The organism is Endozoicomonas sp. PH6C, assembly GCF_059322965.1.
Genome location: NZ_CP185342.1, coordinates 3,490,024 through 3,515,093 on the forward strand (window position 1 = coordinate 3,490,024; position 25,070 = coordinate 3,515,093).

25 protein-coding genes and 5 pseudogenes are annotated in these 25,070 nt (G+C 45.4%); 8 read left to right on the forward strand and 22 right to left on the reverse strand.

From position 1 onward, the window contains the following. Positions 1-3: 3 nt before the first annotated feature. A pseudogene (locus ACOMG9_RS13155) lies at positions 4-420 on the forward strand (transposase); the annotation flags it as partial. Between the two features lie 466 nt (positions 421-886). On the opposite strand, the gene ACOMG9_RS13160 reads toward ACOMG9_RS13155, so the two are convergent. Together ACOMG9_RS13160 and ACOMG9_RS13165 are read right to left on the reverse strand one after the other, a co-directional pair. Beyond that, positions 887-1,558, reverse strand: coding sequence for a hypothetical protein (locus ACOMG9_RS13160; RefSeq protein ID WP_448217232.1), 672 nt, complete (start codon positions 1,556-1,558; stop codon positions 887-889). Positions 1,559-1,942: 384 nt separating this feature from the next. Next, on the reverse strand, positions 1,943-2,137 hold the full coding sequence (locus ACOMG9_RS13165; protein WP_494530341.1) for a hypothetical protein: 195 nt from the start codon (positions 2,135-2,137) through the stop codon (positions 1,943-1,945). On the opposite strand from ACOMG9_RS13165, the pseudogene ACOMG9_RS13170 reads away from it, so the two are divergent. Then, positions 2,116-2,570: pseudogene (locus ACOMG9_RS13170) on the forward strand (transposase); the annotation flags it as partial. The gene ACOMG9_RS13165 and the pseudogene ACOMG9_RS13170 sit on opposite strands and share 22 nt — an antisense overlap. Positions 2,571-2,842: 272 nt before the next feature. Here ACOMG9_RS13170 and ACOMG9_RS13175 read toward each other — a convergent pair. Further along, a complete protein-coding gene (locus ACOMG9_RS13175; RefSeq protein WP_494530342.1) occupies positions 2,843-3,376 on the reverse strand; it encodes a GNAT family N-acetyltransferase in 534 nt (177 codons plus the stop codon). Then, positions 3,373-3,642, reverse strand: coding sequence for a type II toxin-antitoxin system TacA family antitoxin (locus ACOMG9_RS13180; RefSeq protein WP_448217235.1), 270 nt, complete (start codon positions 3,640-3,642; stop codon positions 3,373-3,375). Before ACOMG9_RS13180 ends, ACOMG9_RS13175 begins: the two co-directional genes overlap by 4 nt. Before the next feature lie 197 nt (positions 3,643-3,839). Between ACOMG9_RS13180 and ACOMG9_RS13185 the strand changes: the two are divergent. Then, a pseudogene (locus tag ACOMG9_RS13185) lies at positions 3,840-4,028 on the forward strand (RING finger domain-containing protein); the annotation flags it as partial. A 91-nt stretch (positions 4,029-4,119) separates the two neighbouring features. On the opposite strand, the gene ACOMG9_RS13190 reads toward ACOMG9_RS13185, so the two are convergent. Together ACOMG9_RS13190 and ACOMG9_RS13195 are read right to left on the reverse strand one after the other, a co-directional pair. Next, a complete protein-coding gene (locus ACOMG9_RS13190) occupies positions 4,120-4,323 on the reverse strand; it encodes a hypothetical protein (protein WP_448218682.1) in 204 nt (67 codons plus the stop codon). Positions 4,324-4,660: 337 nt separating this feature from the next. Continuing rightward, on the reverse strand, positions 4,661-4,993 hold the full coding sequence (locus ACOMG9_RS13195; protein WP_257282032.1) for a type II toxin-antitoxin system HicB family antitoxin: 333 nt from the start codon (positions 4,991-4,993) through the stop codon (positions 4,661-4,663). Between the two features lie 186 nt (positions 4,994-5,179). On the opposite strand from ACOMG9_RS13195, the gene ACOMG9_RS13200 reads away from it, so the two are divergent. Beyond that, positions 5,180-6,433 (forward strand): ISL3 family transposase, encoded by a 1,254-nt coding sequence (locus ACOMG9_RS13200; protein ID WP_448217236.1) that lies wholly within the window; start codon positions 5,180-5,182, stop codon positions 6,431-6,433. Positions 6,434-6,525: 92 nt separating this feature from the next. On the opposite strand, the gene ACOMG9_RS13205 is transcribed toward ACOMG9_RS13200, so the two are convergent. The 7 genes from ACOMG9_RS13205 to ACOMG9_RS13235 form a co-directional block, all read right to left on the reverse strand. After that, complete coding sequence (locus tag ACOMG9_RS13205) at positions 6,526-6,903, reverse strand: hypothetical protein (RefSeq protein WP_422138118.1); 378 nt, start codon at positions 6,901-6,903, stop codon at positions 6,526-6,528. A gap of 109 nt (positions 6,904-7,012) precedes the next feature. After that, positions 7,013-8,038, reverse strand: a complete 1,026-nt coding sequence (locus ACOMG9_RS13210; protein ID WP_448217237.1) for a DUF2806 domain-containing protein — start codon at positions 8,036-8,038, stop codon at positions 7,013-7,015. 520 nt (positions 8,039-8,558) lie between these two features. Continuing rightward, positions 8,559-9,284: a transposase gene (locus tag ACOMG9_RS13215; RefSeq protein WP_448217238.1), complete on the reverse strand. Its 726-nt coding sequence runs from the start codon at positions 9,282-9,284 to the stop codon at positions 8,559-8,561. Further along, the gene (locus tag ACOMG9_RS13220; protein WP_448217239.1) at positions 9,271-10,404 is read right to left on the reverse strand and encodes an ISAs1 family transposase; all 1,134 of its coding nucleotides are present in this window, start codon (positions 10,402-10,404) and stop codon (positions 9,271-9,273) included. The genes ACOMG9_RS13215 and ACOMG9_RS13220 overlap by 14 nt, the downstream gene beginning before the upstream one ends. A gap of 391 nt (positions 10,405-10,795) precedes the next feature. Continuing rightward, positions 10,796-11,173 carry a hypothetical protein gene (locus ACOMG9_RS13225; RefSeq protein ID WP_422138118.1) on the reverse strand — a complete coding sequence of 126 codons (378 nt, stop codon included), beginning with the start codon at positions 11,171-11,173 and terminating at the stop codon, positions 10,796-10,798. 76 nt (positions 11,174-11,249) lie between these two features. After that, positions 11,250-11,645, reverse strand: coding sequence for a type II toxin-antitoxin system death-on-curing family toxin (locus ACOMG9_RS13230; protein ID WP_448217240.1), 396 nt, complete (start codon positions 11,643-11,645; stop codon positions 11,250-11,252). After that, positions 11,645-11,815, reverse strand: a complete 171-nt coding sequence (locus tag ACOMG9_RS13235; protein WP_163372918.1) for an acetyltransferase — start codon at positions 11,813-11,815, stop codon at positions 11,645-11,647. The genes ACOMG9_RS13230 and ACOMG9_RS13235 overlap by 1 nt, the downstream gene beginning before the upstream one ends. Positions 11,816-12,213: 398 nt before the next feature. Between ACOMG9_RS13235 and ACOMG9_RS13240 the strand changes: the two are divergent. Next, positions 12,214-12,564 (forward strand): annotated as a pseudogene (locus tag ACOMG9_RS13240) (transposase); the annotation flags it as partial. Here the strand turns inward: ACOMG9_RS13240 and tnpC are convergent. From tnpC to tnpA, 3 genes are read right to left on the reverse strand one after another with little or no spacing between them, the layout of a single operon-like run. Further along, positions 12,559-14,109 (reverse strand): IS66 family transposase, encoded by a 1,551-nt coding sequence (gene tnpC / locus ACOMG9_RS13245; protein WP_448215580.1) that lies wholly within the window; start codon positions 14,107-14,109, stop codon positions 12,559-12,561. The pseudogene ACOMG9_RS13240 and the gene tnpC overlap by 6 nt on opposite strands. Positions 14,110-14,114: 5 nt before the next feature. Beyond that, positions 14,115-14,498: an IS66 family insertion sequence element accessory protein TnpB gene (gene tnpB / locus ACOMG9_RS13250; protein WP_422452200.1), complete on the reverse strand. Its 384-nt coding sequence runs from the start codon at positions 14,496-14,498 to the stop codon at positions 14,115-14,117. A gap of 2 nt (positions 14,499-14,500) precedes the next feature. Beyond that, positions 14,501-14,809 carry an IS66 family insertion sequence element accessory protein TnpA gene (gene tnpA, locus ACOMG9_RS13255; RefSeq protein WP_448215511.1) on the reverse strand — a complete coding sequence of 103 codons (309 nt, stop codon included), beginning with the start codon at positions 14,807-14,809 and terminating at the stop codon, positions 14,501-14,503. Between the two features lie 80 nt (positions 14,810-14,889). Between tnpA and ACOMG9_RS13260 the strand changes: the two are divergent. Continuing rightward, positions 14,890-15,288: pseudogene (locus ACOMG9_RS13260) on the forward strand (transposase); the annotation flags it as partial. Between the two features lie 307 nt (positions 15,289-15,595). On the opposite strand, the gene ACOMG9_RS13265 reads toward ACOMG9_RS13260, so the two are convergent. The 4 genes from ACOMG9_RS13265 to ACOMG9_RS13280 all read right to left on the reverse strand — a co-directional run bounded on the left by ACOMG9_RS13265 (position 15,596) and on the right by ACOMG9_RS13280 (position 21,245). Beyond that, positions 15,596-16,243: a hypothetical protein gene (locus ACOMG9_RS13265; RefSeq protein WP_494530343.1), complete on the reverse strand. Its 648-nt coding sequence runs from the start codon at positions 16,241-16,243 to the stop codon at positions 15,596-15,598. Positions 16,244-16,405: 162 nt separating this feature from the next. After that, on the reverse strand, positions 16,406-17,260 hold the full coding sequence (locus tag ACOMG9_RS13270; RefSeq protein ID WP_448217244.1) for a hypothetical protein: 855 nt from the start codon (positions 17,258-17,260) through the stop codon (positions 16,406-16,408). Between the two features lie 836 nt (positions 17,261-18,096). Beyond that, positions 18,097-19,476 carry a cysteine--tRNA ligase gene (gene cysS / locus ACOMG9_RS13275; protein ID WP_494530392.1) on the reverse strand — a complete coding sequence of 460 codons (1,380 nt, stop codon included), beginning with the start codon at positions 19,474-19,476 and terminating at the stop codon, positions 18,097-18,099. Between the two features lie 74 nt (positions 19,477-19,550). After that, the gene (locus ACOMG9_RS13280; RefSeq protein ID WP_448217245.1) at positions 19,551-21,245 is read right to left on the reverse strand and encodes a glutamine--tRNA ligase/YqeY domain fusion protein; all 1,695 of its coding nucleotides are present in this window, start codon (positions 21,243-21,245) and stop codon (positions 19,551-19,553) included. A 387-nt stretch (positions 21,246-21,632) separates the two neighbouring features. Between ACOMG9_RS13280 and ACOMG9_RS13285 the strand changes: the two genes are divergently transcribed. Both ACOMG9_RS13285 and ACOMG9_RS13290 read left to right on the forward strand, forming a co-directional pair. Next, positions 21,633-22,124 carry a peptidylprolyl isomerase gene (locus ACOMG9_RS13285; protein ID WP_422133984.1) on the forward strand — a complete coding sequence of 164 codons (492 nt, stop codon included), beginning with the start codon at positions 21,633-21,635 and terminating at the stop codon, positions 22,122-22,124. Between the two features lie 12 nt (positions 22,125-22,136). Then, entirely contained in the window at positions 22,137-22,871 is a 735-nt protein-coding gene (locus tag ACOMG9_RS13290) for a UDP-2,3-diacylglucosamine diphosphatase (RefSeq protein ID WP_448217246.1), read from the forward strand. Between the two features lie 75 nt (positions 22,872-22,946). Here the strand turns inward: ACOMG9_RS13290 and ACOMG9_RS13295 are convergent, their stop codons facing one another. Together ACOMG9_RS13295 and ACOMG9_RS13300 are read right to left on the reverse strand one after the other, a co-directional pair. Further along, the gene (locus tag ACOMG9_RS13295; RefSeq protein WP_494530344.1) at positions 22,947-24,125 is read right to left on the reverse strand and encodes a hypothetical protein; all 1,179 of its coding nucleotides are present in this window, start codon (positions 24,123-24,125) and stop codon (positions 22,947-22,949) included. A 211-nt stretch (positions 24,126-24,336) separates the two neighbouring features. After that, the gene (locus tag ACOMG9_RS13300) at positions 24,337-24,963 is read right to left on the reverse strand and encodes a MiaE family protein (protein ID WP_494530345.1); all 627 of its coding nucleotides are present in this window, start codon (positions 24,961-24,963) and stop codon (positions 24,337-24,339) included. Positions 24,964-25,070 lie beyond the last annotated feature (107 nt).

Sequence of the window (25,070 nt, forward strand, 5' to 3'; positions counted from 1 at the left end):
GGTAGAAGTTGCCGGACACCTGCTGCCGGAATGACACTGCTGGAATGCACTGCCTGCCAGCGCCGTGATCAACGTCCGATGTCCTGCGGTCACCGTAGCTGCAACCACAAAAGTCTGGACGGGCAGCTCGGAATGACCGGCGTATTACATACCCACAGTCGTCGACTTGATTACCACCCTCATGTGCACTTTGTAGTTCCAGGTGGTGGTATTAATACTCGCCGTCGTGAATGGCGAAAGCTTAAGGGTAAATACCTGTTCAACAGTAACAACCTGGCCAGAATCTTCCGGGGTCGATTGTTGAAAGCTCTGAAGGCTGGGAATCATCGTTTACTTCCTTGTTTTGATTCTTCATTACAGCGTCTCTCTGATCGTCTCACTGCCTGGGCCAAGCAGCCAATGCTCGAGCAATGGCATTAAATACGCCTTTGGCGCTTTTTCCAATAGGATGACGACACTTCGGTAGTGTGAAAAAAGCGTTTGCCCAAGGTAGTCTTGCTCAAGGGTCATATTTCGCCCCCCCAGCACCCTCTTTGACAACATCACCCATTTTCAACCCGGATGCGTTCGCCAAGCAACGTTGTCAGGTTCCTACTTGCATTTGAGGCTTTCGTAGGGAATTCGCTTCAGAACTGGCCAAACAGGGGTGTTCAGAAAAAACGTCCCATTAAACCAACCAGTCCATATATTGCTCGTAAAGCGGGTAAGAATGATGTCCTTTAGCATCCAGAAGGTTGGCAAGAACGGTTCGATGCACCGCTTGAGGCGTTTTATCTTGATCGGTCTGTTCAATAACTTGAGTCAGGAACGTTTGAGCCTCATAAGATTTAGGGTTTTCAAAAGATAGACCCAATCGAAGAACGATCCGAACTTCGATTTCACTGACTTATCCCAACATCGCTAACTCGCCAAAAGCCAGTGAGAGCTCAATGAATGCAATGTAAGCAACGACCGCCCCATAGATGACAGTCATTTGAGTCAACCAGCTGCCCTCGTTTGAGTACCCAATGCCAATACCAACGGCACTAACGGCCATTGCAAAGAGACCCTGCAACACCGCCTGACTGCCTACTATTTCAACAATGCGCTCGTTGTGCTCGTCATCAGCGTAAAGTCTTACATTAACCCAATCCGTTATGGCCGTGTCAGCTGCTGCGTAAATACCCGCGTACAGTATTGGGTTAATCCCAAACCCTCTTCTCTGCATGTAACAGTGCATCAAACCAGAAACGGCTGTTCTTGCAACACTCGAGCTCACGGTGATCAGCGCATCGGTGTACGTTTGTCTGGGACAGGTCAACAGCTCACTGGTCACCCTTCTAATCACAGCATCTACCACTCCCACCAAAAAACCCTTTCTTGACAGTGCCACTGCAAGCGTCTGTGCGCTTACTCCGCCCAAACTCTGGCTGACAAGCTGTCCGGTCGCCGCAGCTATTAACCGGTTATTCATCATGTTAGGCAGGTTTGTATATGCGCCAAAACACCATAGCCCCTGAATTAGCAAAACGAACATTAACAGCCATCTACCCAGACGGATTTTAATCTTTCTATCCACTCTTATTTACCACTTTTTAGGCTTTGAGGGACAGAAGATAGACAATGATTATTGATCGTGTCAGAAAATTAATGCCATTTCAGTCAATCCGGCAGCACAACCGGCAAGGTAGGCGGAACCACCAACGGGATCAAGAATCTAGCAGGAGCAGGGGGACAAAATGAGCGTCAGAAACCAGGCTTAACGCCCGGATAACCATACGCAGGTGGGAATGTGACAAAAAAGCATCACGCTGGTTGATCTGATTGAGAATCGTACTGAGTTGTCGGAGCTGTTAGCCGTTCAATAAGGCCAAAAGCTTTGAAACCGGGTGAGGAATCTCGGTGTTTCCAAAACGCTTAACCTGGCTTCGGCAGGAGAGAGCATGAAGCCCTCTCCGGGGGATTAGATGTCTTTGTGAGGACCGAATACCTCGTAGTGAATATTCTCTGATGGCACCCCCCAGCCCTGAAGTGTTTTGTTGACCATGGACATATAGCCTGAAGGATCGCAGAAGTAGTAGTGAGCGCCCGGAATTTCAATCTGTTGACGAATCAGGTTCAGGTCGGTACGGCCAGAATGAAGCAGGTTTACTGACACCAACGCTTAAAAAATCGCTGCCCGAACTCTGGGTGGTGAATTGTCAGCACGTCGGAAAGGCGAACCTGCTTTGAAATACTTGTTGAGATATCTCTACCGGGGCGTTATCGCTGACCGGCAGATTACAGGTCATGATGACGGACAAGTGACTTTCATCTACCGGAACAGTAAAACCGATGCAAAAGAGCAGCGAACCATAAAAGGAGAAGACTTTCTCTGGCTGGTTTTACAGCATGTGCTGCCCAAAGGGTTGAGACGAGTCCGTGACTACGGATTCCTGCACTGTCGGGCTAAACGCAGACTTAACCCGATTCAGCTGATCTTGCAAGTCATGCTGAAACCTCTGGAACCCATCATCCGACCAAAACACGCCTGCAGAACCTGTGGCTGCGATATGAAAGTCATAGCATTCCGGTTCACAGGTTTCAGCTGACCGATAAAAAAAGCCTTAAATTCACTCAACAGGGGAGAGCCAGCACAATCTGAATACATAATTTCACGACAATGCTCAATTAATAGCTGGGGCAGGGACGCGCTCAGCTTAACAAAAGTCAAAACCAACCTGCATCAGCTATATAAGGCTGCCAGAAAAAAAGCTATTTCACACAAACCATTCCGAGTGGCTGTCAAATCCGGGCTTATTCAACAACCGGATAAGATTGCGGCTGCACGCAATCTAACCTTATTCGTTACATTTGCGGTTGGCTACGAACCAAAAAGCTGGGCTACTGTTTTCATGGGTAGAAACATGCAAACTCGACCGTTATGTTCACACTGCACTTCAAACCCGTATTTTGCATAAAACTTCTCTGCGGCATCTGTTAAGCAATCAACAATCATGGCGTATGCATGCATATGAGAGTTTATCTCCCACAGGTATTTTAAGGCATTAATGAGACAGGTTTTTCCCAGCCCCTCACCATGAAATTCTCGGTGAACCGCAAGCTGTGTGATCAAAAATACAGGAATAGGGTATCGTGGCAGTTTTTTTGCTAAAGCTTTCGGTAAAGTATCACGACAGATAGAGCTTGGCGCGATGCTGTAAAATGCACAGATTGGTATTTTTTGATTTGGCAAAGGGTTTGATGCAGGCAGAACCATTGTACGACTGATACCTGCCTGCATATGTTTTGCAGCTTGAGTCTGGAAGAACAAATTAAGCTCAGTTTCACCGCAATCAAATGATGCTCTATCGTGGATACCTTTATCGAGTTCCACAAACTCCTTTGACCAGCTCACTTGACACCGTTCTCCTCGGTAAATGCTAAGGCATCCAGCAAAGCCTTATTTGGAGCCTTTGCCTTCTCGCAAGCTTCTGTAAAGCGATCAAAGACATCGTTTTCGACTGTAATGCTCTCGTATTCTGAAATGACCTGTGTAGAGTCCTCATCCATGAGCCTGACAACGTATTCTGTCAAACTCTTCAACCCCAGTAGAGCTGAAGCCTTCTCTGCTTTAGCCTTGATTTCCTCATCAAGTCTCAGGTCTAAGCGTGCAGTAGCCATTTTTCATCCTCCATTTGTACGGATATCTTCCGTATAAACAGAATCTAGTCCTGAGAGTTCCTATAAGCAAGTTATACAGATAAATGACGGATTGTTTGAGCGAATGTAACGCCAAAACCAGGGGCTGCCGAAGGCAGCCCGCTGGATTTTTTTGTTATGCCTATACTAAGCTGGGCTGAGGCGCATAGACTTCCATCATGAACAAAATTTTTATCTTTAAGTTGTTGACCGTATCTTTATTCATCATCCCTCTACAAGCATTAGCGCAAGAGGCTTGCTCTTTATGCCTGGAAGTTTTAGAAGATAGTGACAATGTACAACAACTTTGTTGTGAGCATTTATATCATGCCACTTGTATAGCCCCTTGGTTTGAGGCCCATGATACATGCCCGAATTGCATGCAGAAAGCTTGTATTCATACTCCAGAGTACAGTACTGAAGAGCATGATAAATGCGTTGATGTTATTTGTGTAATGTCTAACCATGAAGAATCACGTCACCCACGACATTCACGTCGTCAACGATATGCTCCATACACATTTGGAGCACATAGGTTATCAATATCGGCACAATTTTTACCGGCAACGCCCTCAATGCCTCCAATGCCTCCAATGCCTCCAATGCCTCTAATGCCTCCAATGCCTCTAATGCCTCTAATGCCTCCAATGCCCGATTTGTCACATAGCAGTGGAATTTCTATTCAGCTTCAACAGCGTGGAGAAGGAGTTTTCATTTATGGCACACAGGAGGGAGATCCTATTCAAATTAGTTTACCTTCAGAAGATCAAACAGCAACTTTGCAGCAAATAAACCATGGCAACTCTGTTACACAAATAACTACTGAATCTAAAGATGGATGTGTGCGAGTAAGAATATCGAGTAAGAATATGTACCAGAGATAATAGTGGTAATAGCACTGTTGAGGATTAAAGGCATAACGCCTGCGTGTGGGGCTGACGCCGCAGGCGGCAGTCCCAGCCAGCTTGCTGGCGACACCACGCACTTGTTATGCGCTGGTTTATATGCGAGAAGCTTGAACTAAGGCTCTTGAAATCCATTGGTTGATACTTTGACCGCTAACCTGAGCTGCTGTTGCAATAGTTGCATGAAGTTCTGGTGGAATACGTAGCATCAATTTTCCAGAGTATGGTTTCTGAGGCTCTTTGCCCACAGAGGCACAAGTTTCGAGATAATCTTCAACTGCGTCGTGAAAAGCATCTTTCAATTCTGTTACTGACTCACCATGAAAACCAACTCGATCTTTAATGCCTGCAATATGACCAATAAAGCATTCATCATCGTCACTGTATTCTATGCTAGCTGCATAGCCTTTGTATGTCATTGTGTTCATGGTTTAACTCCAATTCTAGTTAGAAAATCTCGTGTATCTTTAACCTGATAGGGCTTTGCCTCTTTTTTTGGCTCTTCAGGGATATCTGTGGGTAAAAATGAGTCAATTTGAAAGGTAGAAGCACCAGCGGCTGATTTTTGATAGGTTTTTTGTTAGCAGACAAAATAACCACAAGAAACACCGCTGATGCTAATAAAAACTATCCTCAATAAAGTTCATAAACTCAAGTCATTTGTTTATCAGGATGTGAAACTTGGCTTCTACCAAGGCTCTGAAGTATTTAATGTAGCCGTTGTTCCACGAAAGAACAGTCACGCTATCTGCTCAGGATGCCAGAAACCTGCTCCGGGCTATGATCATCTTGCTGAGCGTCGTTTCGAGTTTGTTCCTCTCTGGGGAATCAGAGTTTTCTTGCTCTATAGAATGCGCCGGGTGGAATGTAAGACGTGCGGCGTAAAGGTTGAGCAAGTCCCATGGGCTGAAGGTAAGAAGGAGCTGACCAAAGCCTATATGCAATTTCTGGCAAACTGGGCCAGAAAGCTGTCTTGGAAAGAGGTTGCCAGTACTTTCAATACCTCATGGGAGAAAGTATTTCATGCTGTGGAGTACATGGTTGAGTGGGGCAAAGCGCAACGTTCACTCGACAATATCAAGGCCATTGGCGTTGATGAAGTGGCTTACCAGGTCGGACATAAATACCTGACAGTGGTTTATCAGATTGATCGCAGTTGCACCCGGCTATTATGGGTTGGTCAGGATCGTACTGAAGCCACAATTAGAAACTTTTTCTTCTTTTTTGGCCCTGAGCGTAGTCAGCAACTGAAGTATGTCTGCTCTGACATGTGGAAGCCCTATGTAAAGGCGATCGCCGAGTTTGCCAATCAGGCGCTGCATATTCTGGATCGATTTCACATTGTGGCCATGCTGAACAAGGCCATCGATAAGGTCAGAGCATCAGAACACAAACAGCTTCAGGCTGATGGTTATGAGCCTGTTTTGAAAAAAACCCGTTGGTGTCTGCTGAAACGAAAGGAAAACCTGACCGAGAAAGAAGAGATCAAGTTAAATACAGTGCTTCAGTATAATCTCAAAAGTGTCAGGGCCTATCTGCTCAGAGAGGAGTTTCAAGTGTTCTGGAGTTACATATCACCACACTGGGCAGGAAAGTATCTGGACCGGTGGTATACAAGAGTCATGCGGTCAAAGATAGAACCGATGAAGAAAGTAGCTAAAACTGTTCGGCGACACAGACCACTGATCCTGAATTGGTTCAGGGCAAAAAAAGCATTTTCCAGCGGAATTGTGGAAGGTCTGAACACCAAGATAAAACTCACTACGAGAAAATCGTATGGTTTCAGAACCTATAGATGTGCAGAAATCGCTTTATATCATGCACTGGGCAACCTGCCCGAACCAGAAATGCCCCACAGATTTTGCTGACGAGGCAAAAAAATAGAAAAAACTTGCACACTGCTGCCGGCTAACGCCTACAGCATCGGCAGACAAAATTGGCGGTGCGTTGCCTGCACTTGTTATGTGCCGGGTACTGGATAAATAGTAACAACAACACTACCGCCGACCCCAGCCAATTTTTTTATTGCATCTGACTCTATTCTTGAATGAAAGTTATTTGGTGTAGTCCCACTTTCATAGCCAAAGTCAAAATCTCTCCTTAGTGCTTTGTCCCAGATATCTCTTGATGATTTGGACAAACCATCAATTAAAGAAACATACTCAGCAATTATCTCATCGATCCCGCTACAGGCTGTTTCAAAGGATCCATAATAAATACCATCAATCTCTTCATTACGAAACACGCAAACACGCTCCCCCCATTCCTCGATGATGGGAGATATATCAATCGACGATTCGATATCTAGATCTATGTTAAGAAAGTGGATCTCATTCATAGTAACTTAACTTGATTTGGCACATAACGCCTGGTTCAGCCGCGCCGCCGACGGCGGCGTCGGGTGGAGGGGCGAAGCCCCGGAACGAACTGGAACCATTTGTTATGCCCTATAGCTCGATGGCATTAAAATACTGTCCATGGGTTGCGCTTGTTTGCATCCAGTCACCGAGCTTCACATTGAAGCCTTGACTTTTGATTTTGTTTCCAATTTCCTCCATGTATTGTCTGTCAGCTTTAAAGTCACCTAAAGAAAGAAGTTCGACTCCAATCCTGCTGACTTGATAACAATCAAGAACCATTTTTTTAGCTGGATCATCATGTTCAATTAATAGGATTATGCTTCTATTTATTAAGCTGTTTATGTATTTATTGCTATCGATACTAGGCATTGTTAAATTGAGGCCTGCAACTTGTCCACCTTGCACCCCATTGAGAATTCCAAGATCATCCATTTGAAGCAAGAAAGACATGTTAATATTAAATTCTTCAAGGCGTTTGGTTTTAAAAATAGTATTATTTATGACAAACTGACCGAGAGTTGAAATTGCTAACGCTTCGTCTTGAGATAAATTCTTTATAAACTCAAGAGTCCTTAATGAATATCTTCCTGGTGATTTCACTTCACCGGCTAAGGTTCTAGCCCAAAGCTTTCGTAATTCTTCACTTTGAGTGCTTTTAGCATAATCACGCCAACGATAAATCCAGTCAGGATCTACATTCTCCTGAGGTGGTTCTTGATTAGATCTTAACAATTCATCTTCTGCTAAAAGAATTGTTTTGTTTATGTTTATTTCTTGTTGTATTTCTTCAGCATTCTTCTGTTGATCTATTTTTGAAGAAAGGCTATTTAAGTTAATTAATGGCTCAATTCTACCTAAATCATCTTTTTCAGATGAATCTACACTAGAGTTATCATTTAATTCAATTAAACGACCATCTGATAATAATTTTTTGCGACCTTGCTTTATATCATCAGCATCAGATTCTGCCTGCGCAATTAAAAGGAGTTCATCTCTTCGCACTTCAGCGTGCGCTTTTCCTTGCCTTTTTATCTGCCAAGGAGAAGCCAATGAGCCGATTCCATCTTTGGTTAATGTTTCCCACATTTTTATGAGAAGTTTTTCTCCAAACATTTTTACTCCATAGTTTATTTATTGCAGGGGCATAACGCCATGCTGTGGGGCGCCGCACAGCGGTGTCCCAGCCCCTTTAGGGGCGACACCAGCAACTTGTTAGCATGGCAGCCCACCCGCAAGGGCAAATGGTGAATGATGCAGAGGATTAGCAAGCTTTCTTGCTGAACTGATCGAAGCGCACAATCTCTGATATTTAAAAGCTACCAAGCGATAAAGAAGCTGATGCAACTTTGAACTGGCATAGGGCAACTGAGCAAAAAGTACCGATAAACTGAAAACCAACGCTGACATGCCCAACGATACACCGCAGATTTTTCAGCGACAGACTTCACACCAGCAGACATGAACTGCTGAGAACTACTGAAAAGTTAGTGTAACACTGTCTTTTTGCTGGGAGGTTCTAACTCGAAACCCACCATAGACAGTGAACCCAAAAACTCTTTTTGAAAACTGGTCTTTTCACGACCAGAAACTCTCTATTATTGCTGCCTGCTAACAGCTATTCTTAGGGTAGACATTAAGCCCCACCCACAGCACAAAGTCCTAATCTTGTACGCCCCGAACAACCATCTCGTGCAGGGTGTTCACGTCTCGCATTATCTGCCCAGAAGTCCAGCAGCTTCCTTGTATGTGAGAGCAGAGACTTTCCTGCATTCATCAGGGATAAAATGACATTACCAAACAGCCGGGTTCCACTTTTCATCGCCTTATGCGTCGAGATTTCTTCAATGGCTCCACTTTCGTAGAGGTTCGCCTGAGCAGCATGGGCAAGATACCTTTTCAACGTCACAACCACGAAGGACATCAGAATCAGGCTAAACACCAGTGTCGCTGATTTAGTGTTAAAACGATGCCACCCTGAATAGGACTTGATCTCTTTGAAGATAAGCTCTATTTGCCATCGTAGACGATAGGCCTGAAGTACTTCACTCAGGGTGAACTCAACCCAGTTGAGGTTGGTTACAATGAATACCCATTTCAGTCTCCTGTCATTCCAGCGGACAACTAAACGATATGGCCAGGCCTTGAATCCCGGCCATTCTACATCCAGGTCGAGGCATTGATCTTTAGGGAAGCCAGACAACACTTCCTTAAGTTTTTGCCCTTTGTAGCGATTGAGATTTTTGCCATCCTCCCGGACTGCGCTAAGTATCTTCGGGTTGATACTCTGAGGTGCCTTGCAGATAAAAGAACCCTCCCGATCATCAATGGCAGCAAATAGGGAAAAATCATGAAACCCCACACCCAGCAAGGACTTCAGACAGGTATTGTGTGTTCATGGCTGCCTTTTTCTGTTTACGCTTTAAGCCTGCTTTAAAGGTTTTGGTATTGTTCAACATATTCACTGCCATATGTCGAAAACCTGTGAGCATTTCAGCGGCATTGCCCCTTCTGATTCGACAATCATCTTCTCGCATTGCAACATCCATTTTCCAATGGAGTTTATTTTCGATCGCCCAATGCTCTCTTGCAGCATGTGAGAATTCTTCTGCTGTTAACTCCGCAGAGGAGATATAATAACGCACACTGATATCATCAGCGTTGAACACTTTATCTTCCATTCTGGCAGAGAAAATAATCCCGAGTGTTTTCATTCCTTTCCAATCAAAAGAAAAATTAACGAACTCATCAAAGGTATCACTTACTATGTGAAGGCGTGTTTCCATTCTACCATGGCTTTTTTCTTCGACTCTGAAAGTATCACCATTCCATTGATTCACTTTTTCAACAGAGAAATGTTTCTCAAATGCTTCATGAAGCTTGCCCTGGTTGCCTTTTACCGCTAACAAATAATCAGCGCCTTTATCAACGATTTTCTTGGCAATGTCCCTCTGACACCCCATGGCGTCTATAGTTATGAGGCAGCCACGGATTTCCAGGAGATCAAGCAATTCAGGTATGGCGGTAATCTCGTTACTTTTATCATTAATTTTAATTTGGCCAAGAACCAATTCGTTTGCAGTCGCAAATGCACTCACCATGTGAATTGCACCTTTGTCCTTGCCTTTATCGTAAGAGCCTCTTGCTGTTTTCCCATCAATTGCAATGATCTCACCATTGGTTGTCTGGTGACAGGCTTGCATCCACTCAATAAAGCATTTCTGAAATTGCTTTGGGTTAATAGCAGCAACTACTCTGGAAATTGTATGATGTGAAGGAATACCGTATTCAAATTCACCATACTTTTTTAACCATTGCAGTCTTTCATTGCCGAAGTCTTCAATTTCTTCCCAACCTTCACAACCTGCAATAACAGCACAGATGGTTAAGAGCAGAATATCGGCAAGTTTATGATCTACTTTCCATTGCTGGCGTGCGTCATAAATGACAGATAGCCTATTCATTAAATCAAATGCATTCATTTCCAGGACATCCAAATCTTTTTTATACAAGACAATGGATGTGTATTTTACTCTATAGGTGGATATCCTTATAGCCATTGAGCTCAGTGGCTTCGGGGGCTTTCATGATTTTTCCCTAACTGGTTTAGTGCGCCGGACCAAATACTCATAAACACCGTGAACCCACGCTGACATGCCCAACAAGACACCGCAGATTTCATAGCGACTGACACAGAACCCAAAGACATGCACTGCTGAGAACTACTCAGAACTGGATTTGAACAGGCTGGTTGCTAGCATGGATTTTGGTTCGTGACTCGTCCACTAAAAAAATAGAAAAAACTTGCACACTGCTGCCGGCTAACGCCTGCAGCATCGGCAGACAAAATTGGCGGTCCGTTGCCTGCACTTGTTATGTGCCGGGTACTGGATAAATAGTAACAACAACACTACCGCCGACCCCGGCCAATTTTTTTATTGCATCTGACTCTATTCTTGAATGAAAGTTATTTGGTGTAGTCCCACTTTCATAGCCAAAGTCAAAATCTCTCCTTAGTGCTTTGTCCCAGATATCTCTTGATGATTTGGACAAACCATCAATTAAAGAAACATACTCAGCAATTATCTCATCGATCCCGCTACAGGCTGTTTCAAAGGATCCATAATAAATACCATCAATCTCTTCATTACGAAACACGCAAACACGCTCCCCCCATTCCTCGATGATGGGAGATATATCAATCGACGATTCGATATCTAGATCTATGTTAAGAAAGTGGATCTCATTCATAGTAACTTAACTTGATTTGGCACATAACGCTTGCATAAGCGGTGGCGCGTCAAGCGCCGTCCGCTGGATGCTCTTGTTATGTTTCGGTTCCTTTCATGTACTGCGAATATAATATGTCAGCAAAATCAGTTTCATTTATTTTTTGTATGACCAAATCTCGAACTGCATTTGCTAAAAGCTCATTATCTTCTGTGATTTCATAGTCATTCAGAGAAAGATATTCAAGAGCAACAGCTAATCCTGTGCGTTTATTCGCATCTGGACAGGCATGAGAAACTGCAATAGATGCAGTATATTTAGCAGCTATTTCAAATATATCATCTAAACCTTCGTAAACTATTGCATTATCAATGCGGCTTAATGCTCCTTGCAACTTGGATACATCAACTGTGCCTTTCATCCCTGGCTCAGTAGTAAGAATAAATGCATTGATCTCAATCACACGCTCAAAGGGAAAGCAAATGATATTCATCACATATCAGCCAGTTTTTTGAAAGTTTTAGCGTGAGTTCTTAGAGCAAGCTTTGTTTCTGATTTTATTATTTGCCGCCCAGCATCACCTGAAAGATCAAGCTTCTTTGTTGCTTTTATTTTCGGTCTTTCAACAGGCAGCACACCATAGTCTTCAACTTTTGAATTCATAATTTTTACCTTATTTAAATCTTTGTGGGGTATTATAGCTCGACGGGTTGAGTTGAGAAACATAACAGCTATTAAAACTCAAACGAGTGATATCAGATATTACACTCACACGCGCCATATCCCCCCAAATCAGAGAAAATCAACGCACTCGAGATATAATCCCGTTTTTTCAATCCGTCAAAAAGTCATTAATTATCAACAGACTACGAGCTATTCTACCTACCGTCCCGAATAGGCCGCAAGTGAGTTATTTGCTTTCTGGTATTTTCTTCAAAAATACTGTACAAAATTACAGTTATTGAGTTTACCATGCCATCTGCTTTTATGACTGAAGCAGACAAAACTCTGAGAGTGAGGGGCTATAGCTTTAAAATCAAGCTGACGGTTTCTTTAACAAAAAAACGGCAGCTGACACCCTAAAAGAATTCGGCAGCAATTCCAAAAAACTGGATGCAGGCCTGGGAATGACCGGCGTCCTGCACACTCATAGCCGACGACTGGATTACCATCCCCATATACACTTTCTCGTGCCAGGTGGCGGCATCAATACCCGACGAAAAGAGTGGCGCAAACTCACAGGCAACTACCTGTTCAATGGCAAGAATCTGGCCATGGTCTTTCGAGCCAAACTCCTTCGCGCCCTGGACGAAAAGGGACTACTATCTCCGAGCCTGAAAACAAGGCTACCCAAAGAGTGGGTCGTCAATTGCAAAGTAAGCGTTCAAGCAGGGTATAGACTCCCCCTACTTATCGAGATCGGATTTTAACGGATTGGCCCCGAATTTCTCTTTCCAGATTCGTGGGATTAGCTCCCGGATATCTCGAGCCGGATGGTAACTGATGCGCTGAAGCACATCGACGAAGTACTTGTATGGATCAATGCCTGCAAGAAGACAACTGACGATTAACGTCTGAAACACGGCTACATTGACTGCCCCTTCTTCTGTCCAGCAAAAAAGCCAGTTCTTTCTCCCCATCGGGATACACCTGAGACTTCGCTCCAGGTGATTCGTATCAATGGCGACATCCGGATTATCCAGATAAAGCCGTAGCTCTTTTTCCCGTTTGTTCACGTAGCCAAGAGCCTTGCTCAATGGGTTGCTTTTCACCAGATTCAGGCGACGAAGTTGTTCTTTATGCCAGTTAAAGAACTGATCAACCAGTGGCTTGGCATTCTGTTGGCGGTATTCCTGCTTTGCTTCGCCTTGCAGCCCAGCTTTGCGGATTTCGTCTTCGACTTGATAGATCGCACCTATGCAGTCCAGCGCCTCTTTTGCGGCTTCTGGCTCGACCTCTTGTGACTTGACGAAGTACCTCCTGCTATGTGTCCAGCACTGGGCATGGATGATTTTGGGATATTTCATGCACAGGCGGTCGTATTCCGAATAACCATCGGTCAGCAAGACCCCCTTATACTCTTTCAGATAAGGTTCTACGACCCTGCCAGAACGATTGGTGGAGAAGGTAAAAGCTATCTCATTCTGGTCTCCGTAAAAACACCAGAAGTAGCCTCTTTGCATCTTGCCCTTGCTTTTACGGCCCGCTTTTCCGGGCGTTTCATCCAGAGTGAGGACACGACTTTCCAGACAGCTGTTGAGCACTTCGTCAGCGATGGGTTTGAGTAAGTGCCCGGCACGCTGCTCAAGATGTGTCAGGGTTCCACGGCTGATGGTAATACCACTGGACTCAAGTTTCTGATGCTGGCGGTAAAGCGGTGCGTGAAAGCGGTACTTCTCTACCAGCAGACCTGCGATAAAGCTGACATCGGCAAAGCTGCGATCAAATAATCCTGATGGTGCGGCTACCGTTGTTAGCGTCTGGCTGGGCTTATGGCGAACGACTTCGCGCTGATATTTCAGGATGACATAGCTGGCAGGGCGCTGCGCCAGCCGATAGGTGTACTTGTAGTCAATGATTTCGTACTGGTCTGCGTCTTCACCCTTCATTTCTGCAGCAGGCATCGGGATGAGTTCAATCGGTACATCTTCAGTAAAGCGCAGTCCCTGATCGGTCACACAGTCTTCAGGGCGATTCTTTTTCCGCCGTTCGTAAGTGATGGTTTCTGTGGGAGTTTCCTGCTCTTCAGGCTTGTCCTGAAGGATTTCTCCCAGCGCCAGCTGGTCCGGATTCTCAATCAGGCGCTTTTCGGATTTTTCACCAAATAGCTGTTGTTTAAACCAGGCCAGCTGATGTTTAAGAGAAGCTATTTCCTGATCACGCTCCGACAGCAAGACCAGGATCTGCTGGAGCAGGTCCTGGTCAGTGGTGCCGGGGGTCGAAACAGGTAATTTCATGGCGGTTAAAGATAGACCTTTGACTCTCCTTTTGTGTAACGGGACGGTTGATGTTTGTAGCGTTTATATTGCTGAACGCAGCGGGTATCAATGCCTTCAAGGATGAGCTTCAGATCTGTCCACGCCATTGTTTGCTTGATGGATTTGCCTGCATGAGTATGAAACTGACCCTGTTCCAGTCGTTTGCTCCAGATACAGTATCCACTGCGATCAAAATACAGCACCTTGCACTGGGTTTGTTTGCGGTTGATGAAGACAAACAGCTGGCCGCTGAGTGGGTCTTCTTCAAGTTTGTTTCTCACCAGGGCAGACAGGCCGTCGTAGGATTTACGCATGTCGGTGGGCCGGTTGTAGAGCCAGATCCGAACCTGAGATTCTGGAAAAAACATGATCAGCGACGCATACGAAGAATAACGCCACCGGGCAGCTCAAGTTCCAACTGCCAGTTTAAGCTGGCTGGAGGCTCAGTCAGCCCGTTTGGGACTTCAACCCATTCCGGGGCAGAAGCCTGAGCGATATCAAAGGAGTCAGTGTTGTTGTAATTCCTGAGTTTGCGTTTCCAGTTTGTGAATGTTGCCAGGCTTATGTTTTGAGTTTGGCAAAAAGCTTTCTGGCTCAAGCCACTGGCTATTTGCTGATCAATGATCTGTTGCCACTGCTCAGGGTTGAGACGGGTAAAGGGTTTTGTCAGTTGCTTCACGTTAGGTATCTCCTGCGTTGTTTGCAGGGGAAAGGCTGGCAGTCAGGTTGTGATTTTTGAAGACGTCCTCAAATGAGCGGTTACATTGCAAAAGGGTTGGCAAAGGATTACCAGCACTTGAATATCTACCCCGCTATCTGTACCGAGGCGTGATCAGTGACAACAACATCCTGGCCAGCAAACGAGGAAAGGTGACCTTTTCTTACCTCAACAGTGAAACCGGCAAAAAGGAGAAGCGAACCCTGCCAGAAGAAGATTTCCTGTGGCTGGTACTGAAACATGTATTACCCAGGCGACTTCGACGATCGCGGGATTACGGATTTTTACACAGCAAGGCAAAAAAACAATTATGACTGGTGCAACTGGTTTTAAATGTGATGGTCAAAGCATTCGAACCCGTCATTCGCCCGAAATTCAAATGCAGGCGTTACGGTGAGTCTATGAAACAGATTGCGTTCAGTTTCCTGAAACCGACCTGAGCTATTGACACATCAACAAAAACCGCCATTCACAAGCAAGGAGGAAATGTAAGCCCAGCCAGACAGATCCGACATATCCAAGACTACCGTAATGCAGTGGTCTGGAGACACTCATCCTGAATAAATAGCGTTCAGAAAAAACGTTTTGATTCAAGGTCCGCCAGAAAAGTAAACTCCAATAGGCTTTCCTTACCAGAATTCAACCCGGGCTTGTGCAACAACAGGATAAGATTGCGGCTGGGCACAATCTATCCTTATTTGTTATGTGATTTGTTTCAGTCCTTTTGGATGTAAGTTTTTAATTGACTCATGGCATACCAAAGCCTTCTGGGTCTTCCGAGCCTTTCCATTCCGGCCAGCTCAGCAGCTTTTTCACCTCATCCTTGGGCAAACCTTTGTCATGATACATGGACGAGAAGGCGCGGAACAGCTCCATACTGAACTGGCCATCCACTTCCCAAGGCTGTTCATTTTCCGAATTTGATTGAGGAAATGACTGCTCCTGAATTAACTCATATTCTCCCGGAAGGGCAACTTGGGGAGAATTATTCGTTGCAATTATTAGTATGTGGAAATTACCATTTGGAAGTTGTACTGAGTTATAAATTAAAGAGGCTACCATATTATTATCTACTGAAGCAGTTGCACTAGCCCCATTTGAAATGCTCTGTCCACTTAATATTCCTTCTATATTTTCATTTGTGTGATATAAATAAGAACTACCGCTAGTGCTTGTAATTATATACATGATATGACCGTTGCTGATATTCTTAACTTCTGCTAAATACTTAATAGCTTCAGGAATACCTGAAACATTGAGAGTTATAGTTTGGTTTTCGTTTGAAATTATAAATTTATAAGGTTCAATTTTAGTAATCGTTGAGTAGCAAACGGGCACCCCTAAAAAAAATAATATGCAGCTCTTTAGCACATGTTTGATAGTTTTTAACATCATTTAGTCCTGTTTCACTCGATGGAGTTTAGACAGTAGCATAAAGATGATAGGTTGCCATTTAATCACAGTCACATAACGCCGCGCTCACCCGCTGACAAACATGGCGCTTGTTTTGCGCAAGCAAGACGAGTGACAGGTTTAGCAGTCGGTTGCAGCGCCTTGTTATGCATCTGTCTGCTCTAGCTCCAAAGGTTCTAATAAACGAAGATCAATGCCTATATGTTTCTGAAAACTTCCTTCATCCATGTGATACCAGATTGGAGTTAAGCTACTTGTAAATTTTACGAGTGCAAACTCGTGTTCAAATTCTTTAAAGCCTATACCTTTGGGCCAATGATCAATCCAAATTAGCTCTCTATCTTTTTTAGGAGAACTTTCTTCGTCTTTTGGGGTGTTCAGTTTTAAGTAAAATCTATAGCCTTTTAGAAACAACGAGCAAGCTATAGCCCATGGCTTGCTTGTCTTATTGTCGGAAATAAATTTTTCTATTTCAGTAATTTTTCCATCGTTAGGTAACATAGTCTCTGACTTTTTTGGGAAAAATCTCTCCCTTATATCTGTGTAGATATACTCAATTCGGTTTGTAGTTGATGTCCCCACATTTTCTGGTAATGCGGTACATACACCAACAAATTTATCTTTATCGTCAGTAAATATTCTTATACGACACTTTCCAGGAGTATTCGCCCAAAAGCCATCATATTCATACATGAAATCTTCAATCTTTCTCATAAATAAGCGATATCTCCCTTTGCATAACGCCATGCTGTGGGGCGCCGCACAGCGGCGTCCCAGCCCCTTCAGGGGCGACACCAGCAACTTGTTAGCATGGCAGCCCACCCGCAAGGGCAAATGGTGAACGATGCAGAGGATTAGCAGCCTTCTTGCTGAACTGATTGAAGCACACAATCTCTGATATTTAAAAGCTTCCAGGCGATAAAGAAGCTGATGCAACTTTGAACTGGCATAGGGCCACTGAGCAAAAAGTACCGATAAACTGAAAACCAACGCTGTCATGCCCAACGATACACCGCAGATTTTTCAGCGACAGACTTCACACCAGCAGACATGAACTGCTGAGAACTACTGAAAAGTTAGTGTAACAGTGTCTTTTTGCTGGGAGGTTCTAACTCGAAACCCACCATAGACAGTGAACCCAAAAGCTCTTTTTGAAAACTGGTCTTTTCACAACCAGAAACTCTCTATTATTGCTGCCTGCTAACAGCTATTAAAACTCAAACGAGTGATATCAGATATTACACTCACACGCGCCATATCCCCCCAAATCAGAGAAAATCAACGCACTCGAGATATATCCCGTTTTTTCAATCCGTCAAAAAGTCATTAATTATCAACAGACTACGAGCTGTTCTACCTACCGTCCCGAATAGGCCGCAAGTGAGTTATTTGCATTTTTGGTATTTTCTTCAATAATACTGTACAAAATAACAGTTATTGAGTTTACCATGCCATCTGCTTTTATGACTGAAGCAGACAAAACCCTGAGAGTGAGGGGCTATAGCTTTAAAATCAAGCTGACGGTTTCTTTCAACAAAAAGACAACCGGATCTACATTGATATGACAAACCCGTGTTCTCATACAGTAAAAAGCCCTTGTCGCAAAATACAAGAAGCACGCTACCGCCCTGAGAGTAAATCTGCCGAAACAGCAGACAAGCACATATCCCTAGGCTCAATGGCATTCTGGTTGGATGAGTAAACAGGTTCTATTGAGCGACATTGTGCCAGTATTTTCCATTGAAGGGCAGGTATTGGGGCTTAATTTTTGGCAACTGGAGTAAAAATTCTTGAGGTTTGGTAGGACCTGAAGATCCCAGGTCCTGAAAAGTCTATCAGCGCTCAATACGCCAGGTGGTTCCTTCCCGACTGTCCTGCAGGATAATACCCTGACTGGCCAGCTCCTCACGGATACGATCCGCTTCAGCATAGTCACGAGCCTTCTTGGCATCTTTGCGCTTCTGAATCATTGCTTCAATCCAGGCTTCATCGACCTCGGCTCCGGACTTCAGGAAAGACTCGGCATCACCTTGCAGAATACCCAGGATACCACCCAGTTTGACCAGCAAAGCTGCCAGCGGCATGGCTTTCTGCTTATCTTCGGCACGAATGGTATTCAGCTCACGTACCAGTTCAAACAGGGACGCCAATGCTTCCGGTGTATTAAAGTCGTCATCCATGGAAGCCATGAACTTTTCTTCAAAACGAGTGCCTTCAGCCGCAGTGACACCAGCCACATCCAGTCCTTTCAGTGCAGTGTATAGACGCTCAAGGCGAATAGACGCCTCTTTCAGACTATCTTCCGAATAATTAACCGGACTGCGGTAATGACTGGAAATCAGGAAATAACGCACGACTTCGTCCGGGTACTTATCCAGCACCTCACGAATCGTAAAGAAGTTACCCAGGCTCTTGGACATTTTCACATTATCAATGCGAATGGCACCTGAGTGCATCCAGGTATTCACGAAGGTCTGACCGTTGGCCGCTTCACTCTGGGCAATCTCGTTTTCATGATGAGGGAACTTGAGATCTGAACCGCCGCCGTGAATATCAAAGGTTTCTCCCAGGCAGCACTTACCCATAACCGAGCACTCTATATGCCAGCCAGGACGGCCATTGCCCCAAGGTGAAGGCCAGCTTGGCTCACCTTCTTTAGCTCCCTTCCAGAGCACAAAGTCCATAGGGTCTTCTTTCTGCTCATCGACTTCGATACGGGCACCGGCTTCCAGTTCTTCCAGAATTTTTCCAGAAAGCTTGCCATAGCCATCGAATTTGCGAACCCGGAAGTAAACGTCGCCATTGCCCGGTGCATAAGCAAAGCCTTTCTCAACCAGGTCACTGATCATTTCGATCATACCTTCCACGTGCTCGGTCGCCCTGGGTTCCTGATCAGGCTCCAGATTGCCGAGACGTTTAAAGTCTTCACGCATGGCGGCGATCATACGATCTGTCAGCACGTCAATAGTTTCACCATTATCAGTGGCGCGACGAATGATCTTGTCATCAATATCAGTGATATTGCGAATGTAAGTCAGGTTGTAGCCTTTAGCTCTCAGGTAACGGGAGACCACATCAAAAGCCGTAACCGTTCTGGCATGACCAATATGGCACAGGTCATAAACTGTCATACCACAGACGTACATCCGCACATGATTTTCATTCAGTGGTTTAAAGGCTTCTTTGGTTCTGGTCAGGGAGTTGTATATCTGCAACACGTTCTTTGTCCTGTAGCCCGATGATCCAGGCTGTATGCTCTCCCTGAAATGGGAGAGCTTGATTCCACTCGTCAGACTTTACTGGCCCAGGTATCCTTGAGACCAATCGTCATATTGAACACGGGTTTTTCAGAACAGTGTTCACGTCGATCGGCGACAAAATACCCTTCCCTCTCGAACTGAAAGCCCTGTTCCGGCTTCGCTTCTACCAGAGAGGGTTCAACCCAGCCTGTCACCACTTCCAGGGAAGACGGATTCACATGAGCCATAAAGTCTTCATCACCCTTGTCTGGAGCAGGGTTATTAAACAGGCGATCGTACTTACGGATTTCTGCCTGCTTGCCATGGCTCGCTGACACCCAATGAATCACACCACGAGGTTTAATACCTTCAGGAGGGTTTTCTCCCACTGTACCGGGTACATAGCTGCAGTGAATCTCAGTGATTTTGCCCTGCTCATCTTTAATTACCTGGTCTGATTTGATGACATAGGCACTGCGCAGGCGCACGTACTCACCCGACACCAGTCGCTTGAATTTTTTGCGTGACAGAGTGGTGTCTTCAGTAAAATCTGAACGATCAATATACAGTTCACGTGTAAACGGCAGTTTACGCTCACCCAACTCAGGCTTGTTAGGGTGTGCCGCTGCGGTCATTTCCTGTACCTCGCCTTCAGGCAGGTTGGTAATCACGACTTTCAGCGGATTGATAACCGCCATGGCACGTGCTGCGTTGTTGTTCAGGTCGTCACGGATCGCATGTTCCAGCATGGAAACATCAGCAATACCGTCGGAACGACTGACACCCACCATATCGGAGAATTTGCGAATAGAAGCCGGTGTGTACCCACGCCGACGCATACCGGACACGGTAGGCATACGGGGGTCGTCCCACCCTTCTACGATACCTTCATCCACCAGTCGCTTCAGTTTTCGCTTGCTGGTGACGGTGTAGTTCAGGTTCGTTCTGGCAAACTCGAATTGTCTCGGCCTTGATGGCACCGGCAGGTTCTCGATAAACCAGTCGTATAACGGACGGTGGTCCTGAAATTCCAGTGTACAGATCGAGTGCGTTACCCCTTCAATGGCATCTTCCTGACCATGGGCAAAGTCATAGCTTGGATAGATACACCACTTATCACCCGTCTGGTGGTGAGGCACCTTGCGGATACGGTAAAGAATCGGATCACGCATATTCATGTTGGGGTTCTGTAGATCAATCCTGGCCCTCAGGCTGCACTGACCTTCTTCATACTCACCGGCACGCATCTTTTCAAACTCTGCCAGATTCTCTTCTACAGACCGCTTGCGGCATTCCGTTTCAACGCCAGGGGTATTAAAGTCACCCCGGTTTTTAGCCATGGACTCGGCGTCCTGATGATCCACATAGGCCTTACCTTCTTTGATCAGGTAGAGAGCCCATTCGTAAAACTGATCAAAGTAGCTGGAAGCATAGCGAACCTCTCCGCTCCAATTGAAACCCAACCAGCGAACATCTTCCTGAATGGCATCGACATACATCTGCTCCTCTTTTTCGGGATTCGTATCATCAAACCTCAGGTTACATTGGCCATTGAATTGCTCAGCCAATCCAAAGTTCAGACAGATGGACGTGGCGTGTCCAATATGCAGAAAGCCGTTGGGCTCCGGCGGAAATCGGGTCTGAACCGATTGAACCAGACCTGCAGCCAGATCCTTTTCAATGATCTGCTCAAGGAAATTACCGGATTTTGATGGTTTGTTGGATGAAGTGTCTGTTGTGCTCATTGCAACCAGCGTCTTGGAAGAGAAAGCCCTCTCTGATACAGAAGCCCGGAGACATCAGACCGTTCAGGATCTGACTCGCCCATGCTCTAGAGGGAATGCATTATTTTACCGTAAAAAAATCTTTTGCCATCCAGAGCGATAATAGACTTTTCAATCGCCCATGGCTGTTTGGTTAACGCCTGAGACTAACATTTTCCCGTCGAAGGGTACAAGTCAGACCGACTTTTGGCTTGCGGTTTCAGTAAATAGTTTCCTGCATCTCAAGCAGCTTGATTAAGTCACCCATCGCTGTTTATTCCACTCTGACCTTTTACACCTGTCTCATAACCACCTAGAATTGGAGGTTTTCCGTTCGCGGATCATCTGAACAGAGATTACGGTAACCCTATGGTTGTACTGCACACCAATTTTGGCGATATCAAACTGGAACTGGACGCTGAAAAAGCCCCCAAAACTGTGGCTAACTTTCTGGAATATGTAAAGAGTGGCCACTTTGACGGTACCATCTTCCACAGGGTCATTGATGGTTTTATGATCCAGGGCGGTGGTTTTGAACCAGGTATGCTTCAAAAAGAGACACAGACACCTATCGAAAACGAAGCAGACAACGGCCTGAAAAACACCATTGGCACTATTGCCATGGCCAGGACGATGGACCCACATTCAGCTTCATCGCAATTCTTTATCAATGTTTCTGACAACCATTTCCTTAACCACACCTCCAAGACGCCGGATGGCTGGGGCTATTGCGTATTTGGTCAGGTCACTGAAGGTATGGATATTGTGAACAAGATCAAGGCGGCTAAAACCACCTTCCGGGCCGGTCATCAGGATGTTCCTGAAGATGACGTGTTGATTGAGTCTGCGGTCGTCGAATAGGAAGCCGATTGAATGAACATACAGTTCATTTCTGACCTGCATCTGACACCCGAACGCCCGGACATTGTCCGGGCGTTCACTTCTTTCATGCAGGAGCAGGCTTCTCAATCAGATGCTCTTTACATTCTGGGCGATTTCTTTGAATACTGGGTGGGCGACGACGCCATGGAACCCTTTCATCATGACATAGCCCGTCAACTCAAAGCCTACTCTGATTCAGGCAAGCCACTGTTTGTGATGGCAGGTAATCGTGACTTTGCCATCGGCAAGGATTTCCTGAGAATGACCGGAGCCACCTGGCTCAATGACCCCTGCGTCATTGACCTGAATGGCGAGACGGTTCTGCTGATGCACGGTGACCTGCTCTGCACGGGTGACACGCAATACCTTCGCTACCGCAAGATTATCCGCAACCCTCTGGTTCTGGGCATACTTCGCCTCACTCCACGGAGTTACCGGAAAAAACTGGCTCAAAAATTACGCAGCAAAAGCAAAAAATCCAAATCCACGAAGTCTCTGGCCATCATGGATGTCACTCCGGAGGAGGTGGTTCGGGTAATGGACAAGTATCAAGTCAAAACGCTGATTCATGGTCACACTCATCGCCCGGATACCCATGAAGTCGAGCTGGCTTCAGGTACCGGAAAACGGATTGTACTTGGCGATTGGGACCGGCAGGGTTGGGTGCTAACCTGTGACGAATCAGGACTGAAAATGGACGCTTTCTGTATCGAGCCACTCCTGTAAGTTGAGATAATACCGACCCGGCACCTACTGCTATCTATCCATCTTCCAATAGCGATGATGGCTTCTTATGGATTATCATTCGTCCTTCAGGATTCCCATTGACGTTGTAGTCATATGATCCTCCCGAACAACAAATGAAGGCTGCCATGGCCACCACCCGTTAATCTCGACATGTCTTTTCCCTGAAGACCACCTGCCCAGCGGCGTATCCCAATGATAGAATTCTGTAGTGCTGGGTATTGCATCAACAAACTCCATTTTCAGGGCCAGTTCTGTTGCATTCAATGGAATACCCTCCATAGTTCTGGTCATAAAACCAACAATATCCTGATGCAGCTCCTTCTCACCTTCCGGAGTCTGGAACTTTAAGGTTGCCTTGATAAAGTAACTCCCCTTGTTTTCGAAGATGATTTGAAAAGCTTCAATCTCTTCCATCCAGTAAGGAATGACCTGCTTGCCACTAATCGACGCAAAGGTGTATGCAACAGGAACAAGATCTTCAGTTGTGGTGTTTGGTTGACTGGGCCAGATAGTGCTGATTACATCAGTATCACCCCCGGCGCTGGAGTAAGATGCCTTTGCAAAACCATGCCCAAGCATGCTCTGTAAATTGCTGGCCTTGCCGGTAATACTCCACTGGGAAGAGTCTGAGAGTGACGCAACATTCATCCCGCTTTTTGCCAGAAGCACACTGGTTACCACTCCAAACCCCTGGGAAATGGCATCGGCTCCAGGATCATACATCTCCATATCTGCAGCGACTGATTTCAAGAAATCCATATTCTCATTGATAACCCGAAATGGCTCTTTCAAACTGTGCTCCTTTACCAGATCCCATTGAGCTATCATCGCTCCTCGTTTGCTGAACTGCCATTTAAGGTCCGTACTTACGCTCGCTTTTGATGACTGATCATTCATTGGAAATGAGGCTACCTGAGGACCTTTAACATGAGTAGTCGATATTTTCAGCTCTTCAGAAATGTCACCGGAGTCCACAGAGATTTTGGAAATCTGCTGCCCTGCAGAATGAAATATTCCAGTATCAGTATCAATCACACCGATCGCACCCGGCTTAATAGCAAGATCCAGCCCCCAGTTCCCCCAAAAGTTTGGCCTGACCTCTCGTATCAGAGCATTGAAACTATTCGACGGGTCCTCTGGGTCAAGAATCGATAGAGAAGAACTGGAAAATAACTGTCCAGCTCCAGAAAAAAAAACGATCAGCAGCAGTGATTTTCTTTTCAGCAGGGGCATTGCATATCTCCCGAAAACCAGTATCCCAGTCAAACTGAATCAGAATGAAGGTGGGAAATCAGAGATGAGAAGCCGTAAGAATAGAGTCAGTTGAAAGCACTTTACGCAACAGCTATAGAGATAAATAAAAAATTTACAGCACAGGGTAAACCCACTAAGTATTCGATTATAGACTACGAAGCTGATCTACCATTCCCTGATTGGCTACATTTCAGGCAGTAGCCGGAACGCCACTGTGAAAACGGAAGGTTTCATCAGCGGACTCAATGGCTTCCCGTTCTACTTTGGCAAAAAAAGCCACTCGCTCTTCTATGGGTTCTTCTGAAAGACTTTCTGCCAGAGTCAGGTAATCTTTGAAATGTCGACCCTCCGACTTGAGCAGTGACATGTAAAACTTCTTCAGCTCATCATCAAGATATGGGGCCAGCTTGTGAAATCGTTCACAGGAGCGGGCTTCAATGTAAGCACCAATAATCAGGGTGTCCACCATTCGAGCAGGCTCCCAGGTTCTTACGTGCTTTCTTAGCGCTCCGGCATAACGTGAAGCTGACAGGGTTCCATAAGGAATATCCCGTTTTTTTATAATGGCCAGAACTTGTTCAAAATGCCTCAACTCCTCACGAGCCAGGCGCGACATTTTGTTGAGCAACTGAAAATGCCCGGTGTAGCGATACATCAGGTTCAAGGCAGTGGAAGCCGCTTTTTTTTCACAATTGGCGTGATCAATCAGCAGAATATCCTGATTTTTCAGCGCTTCTGCAATCCATTCATTTGGCGTCACACAGGGTAAAAAAGCATCCAGTTCAGGAAAAAGTTCGGTCAGGCTCTGGTCACTCATTATTTCTATGTCTCTTAGCAACAAAATCCAAACAACCAGGTCCTGGTAAACGACCCTGATTAAGTTTGAATAAGGGTAAAAATTCAGGCACTACGTTACCTTTAAAG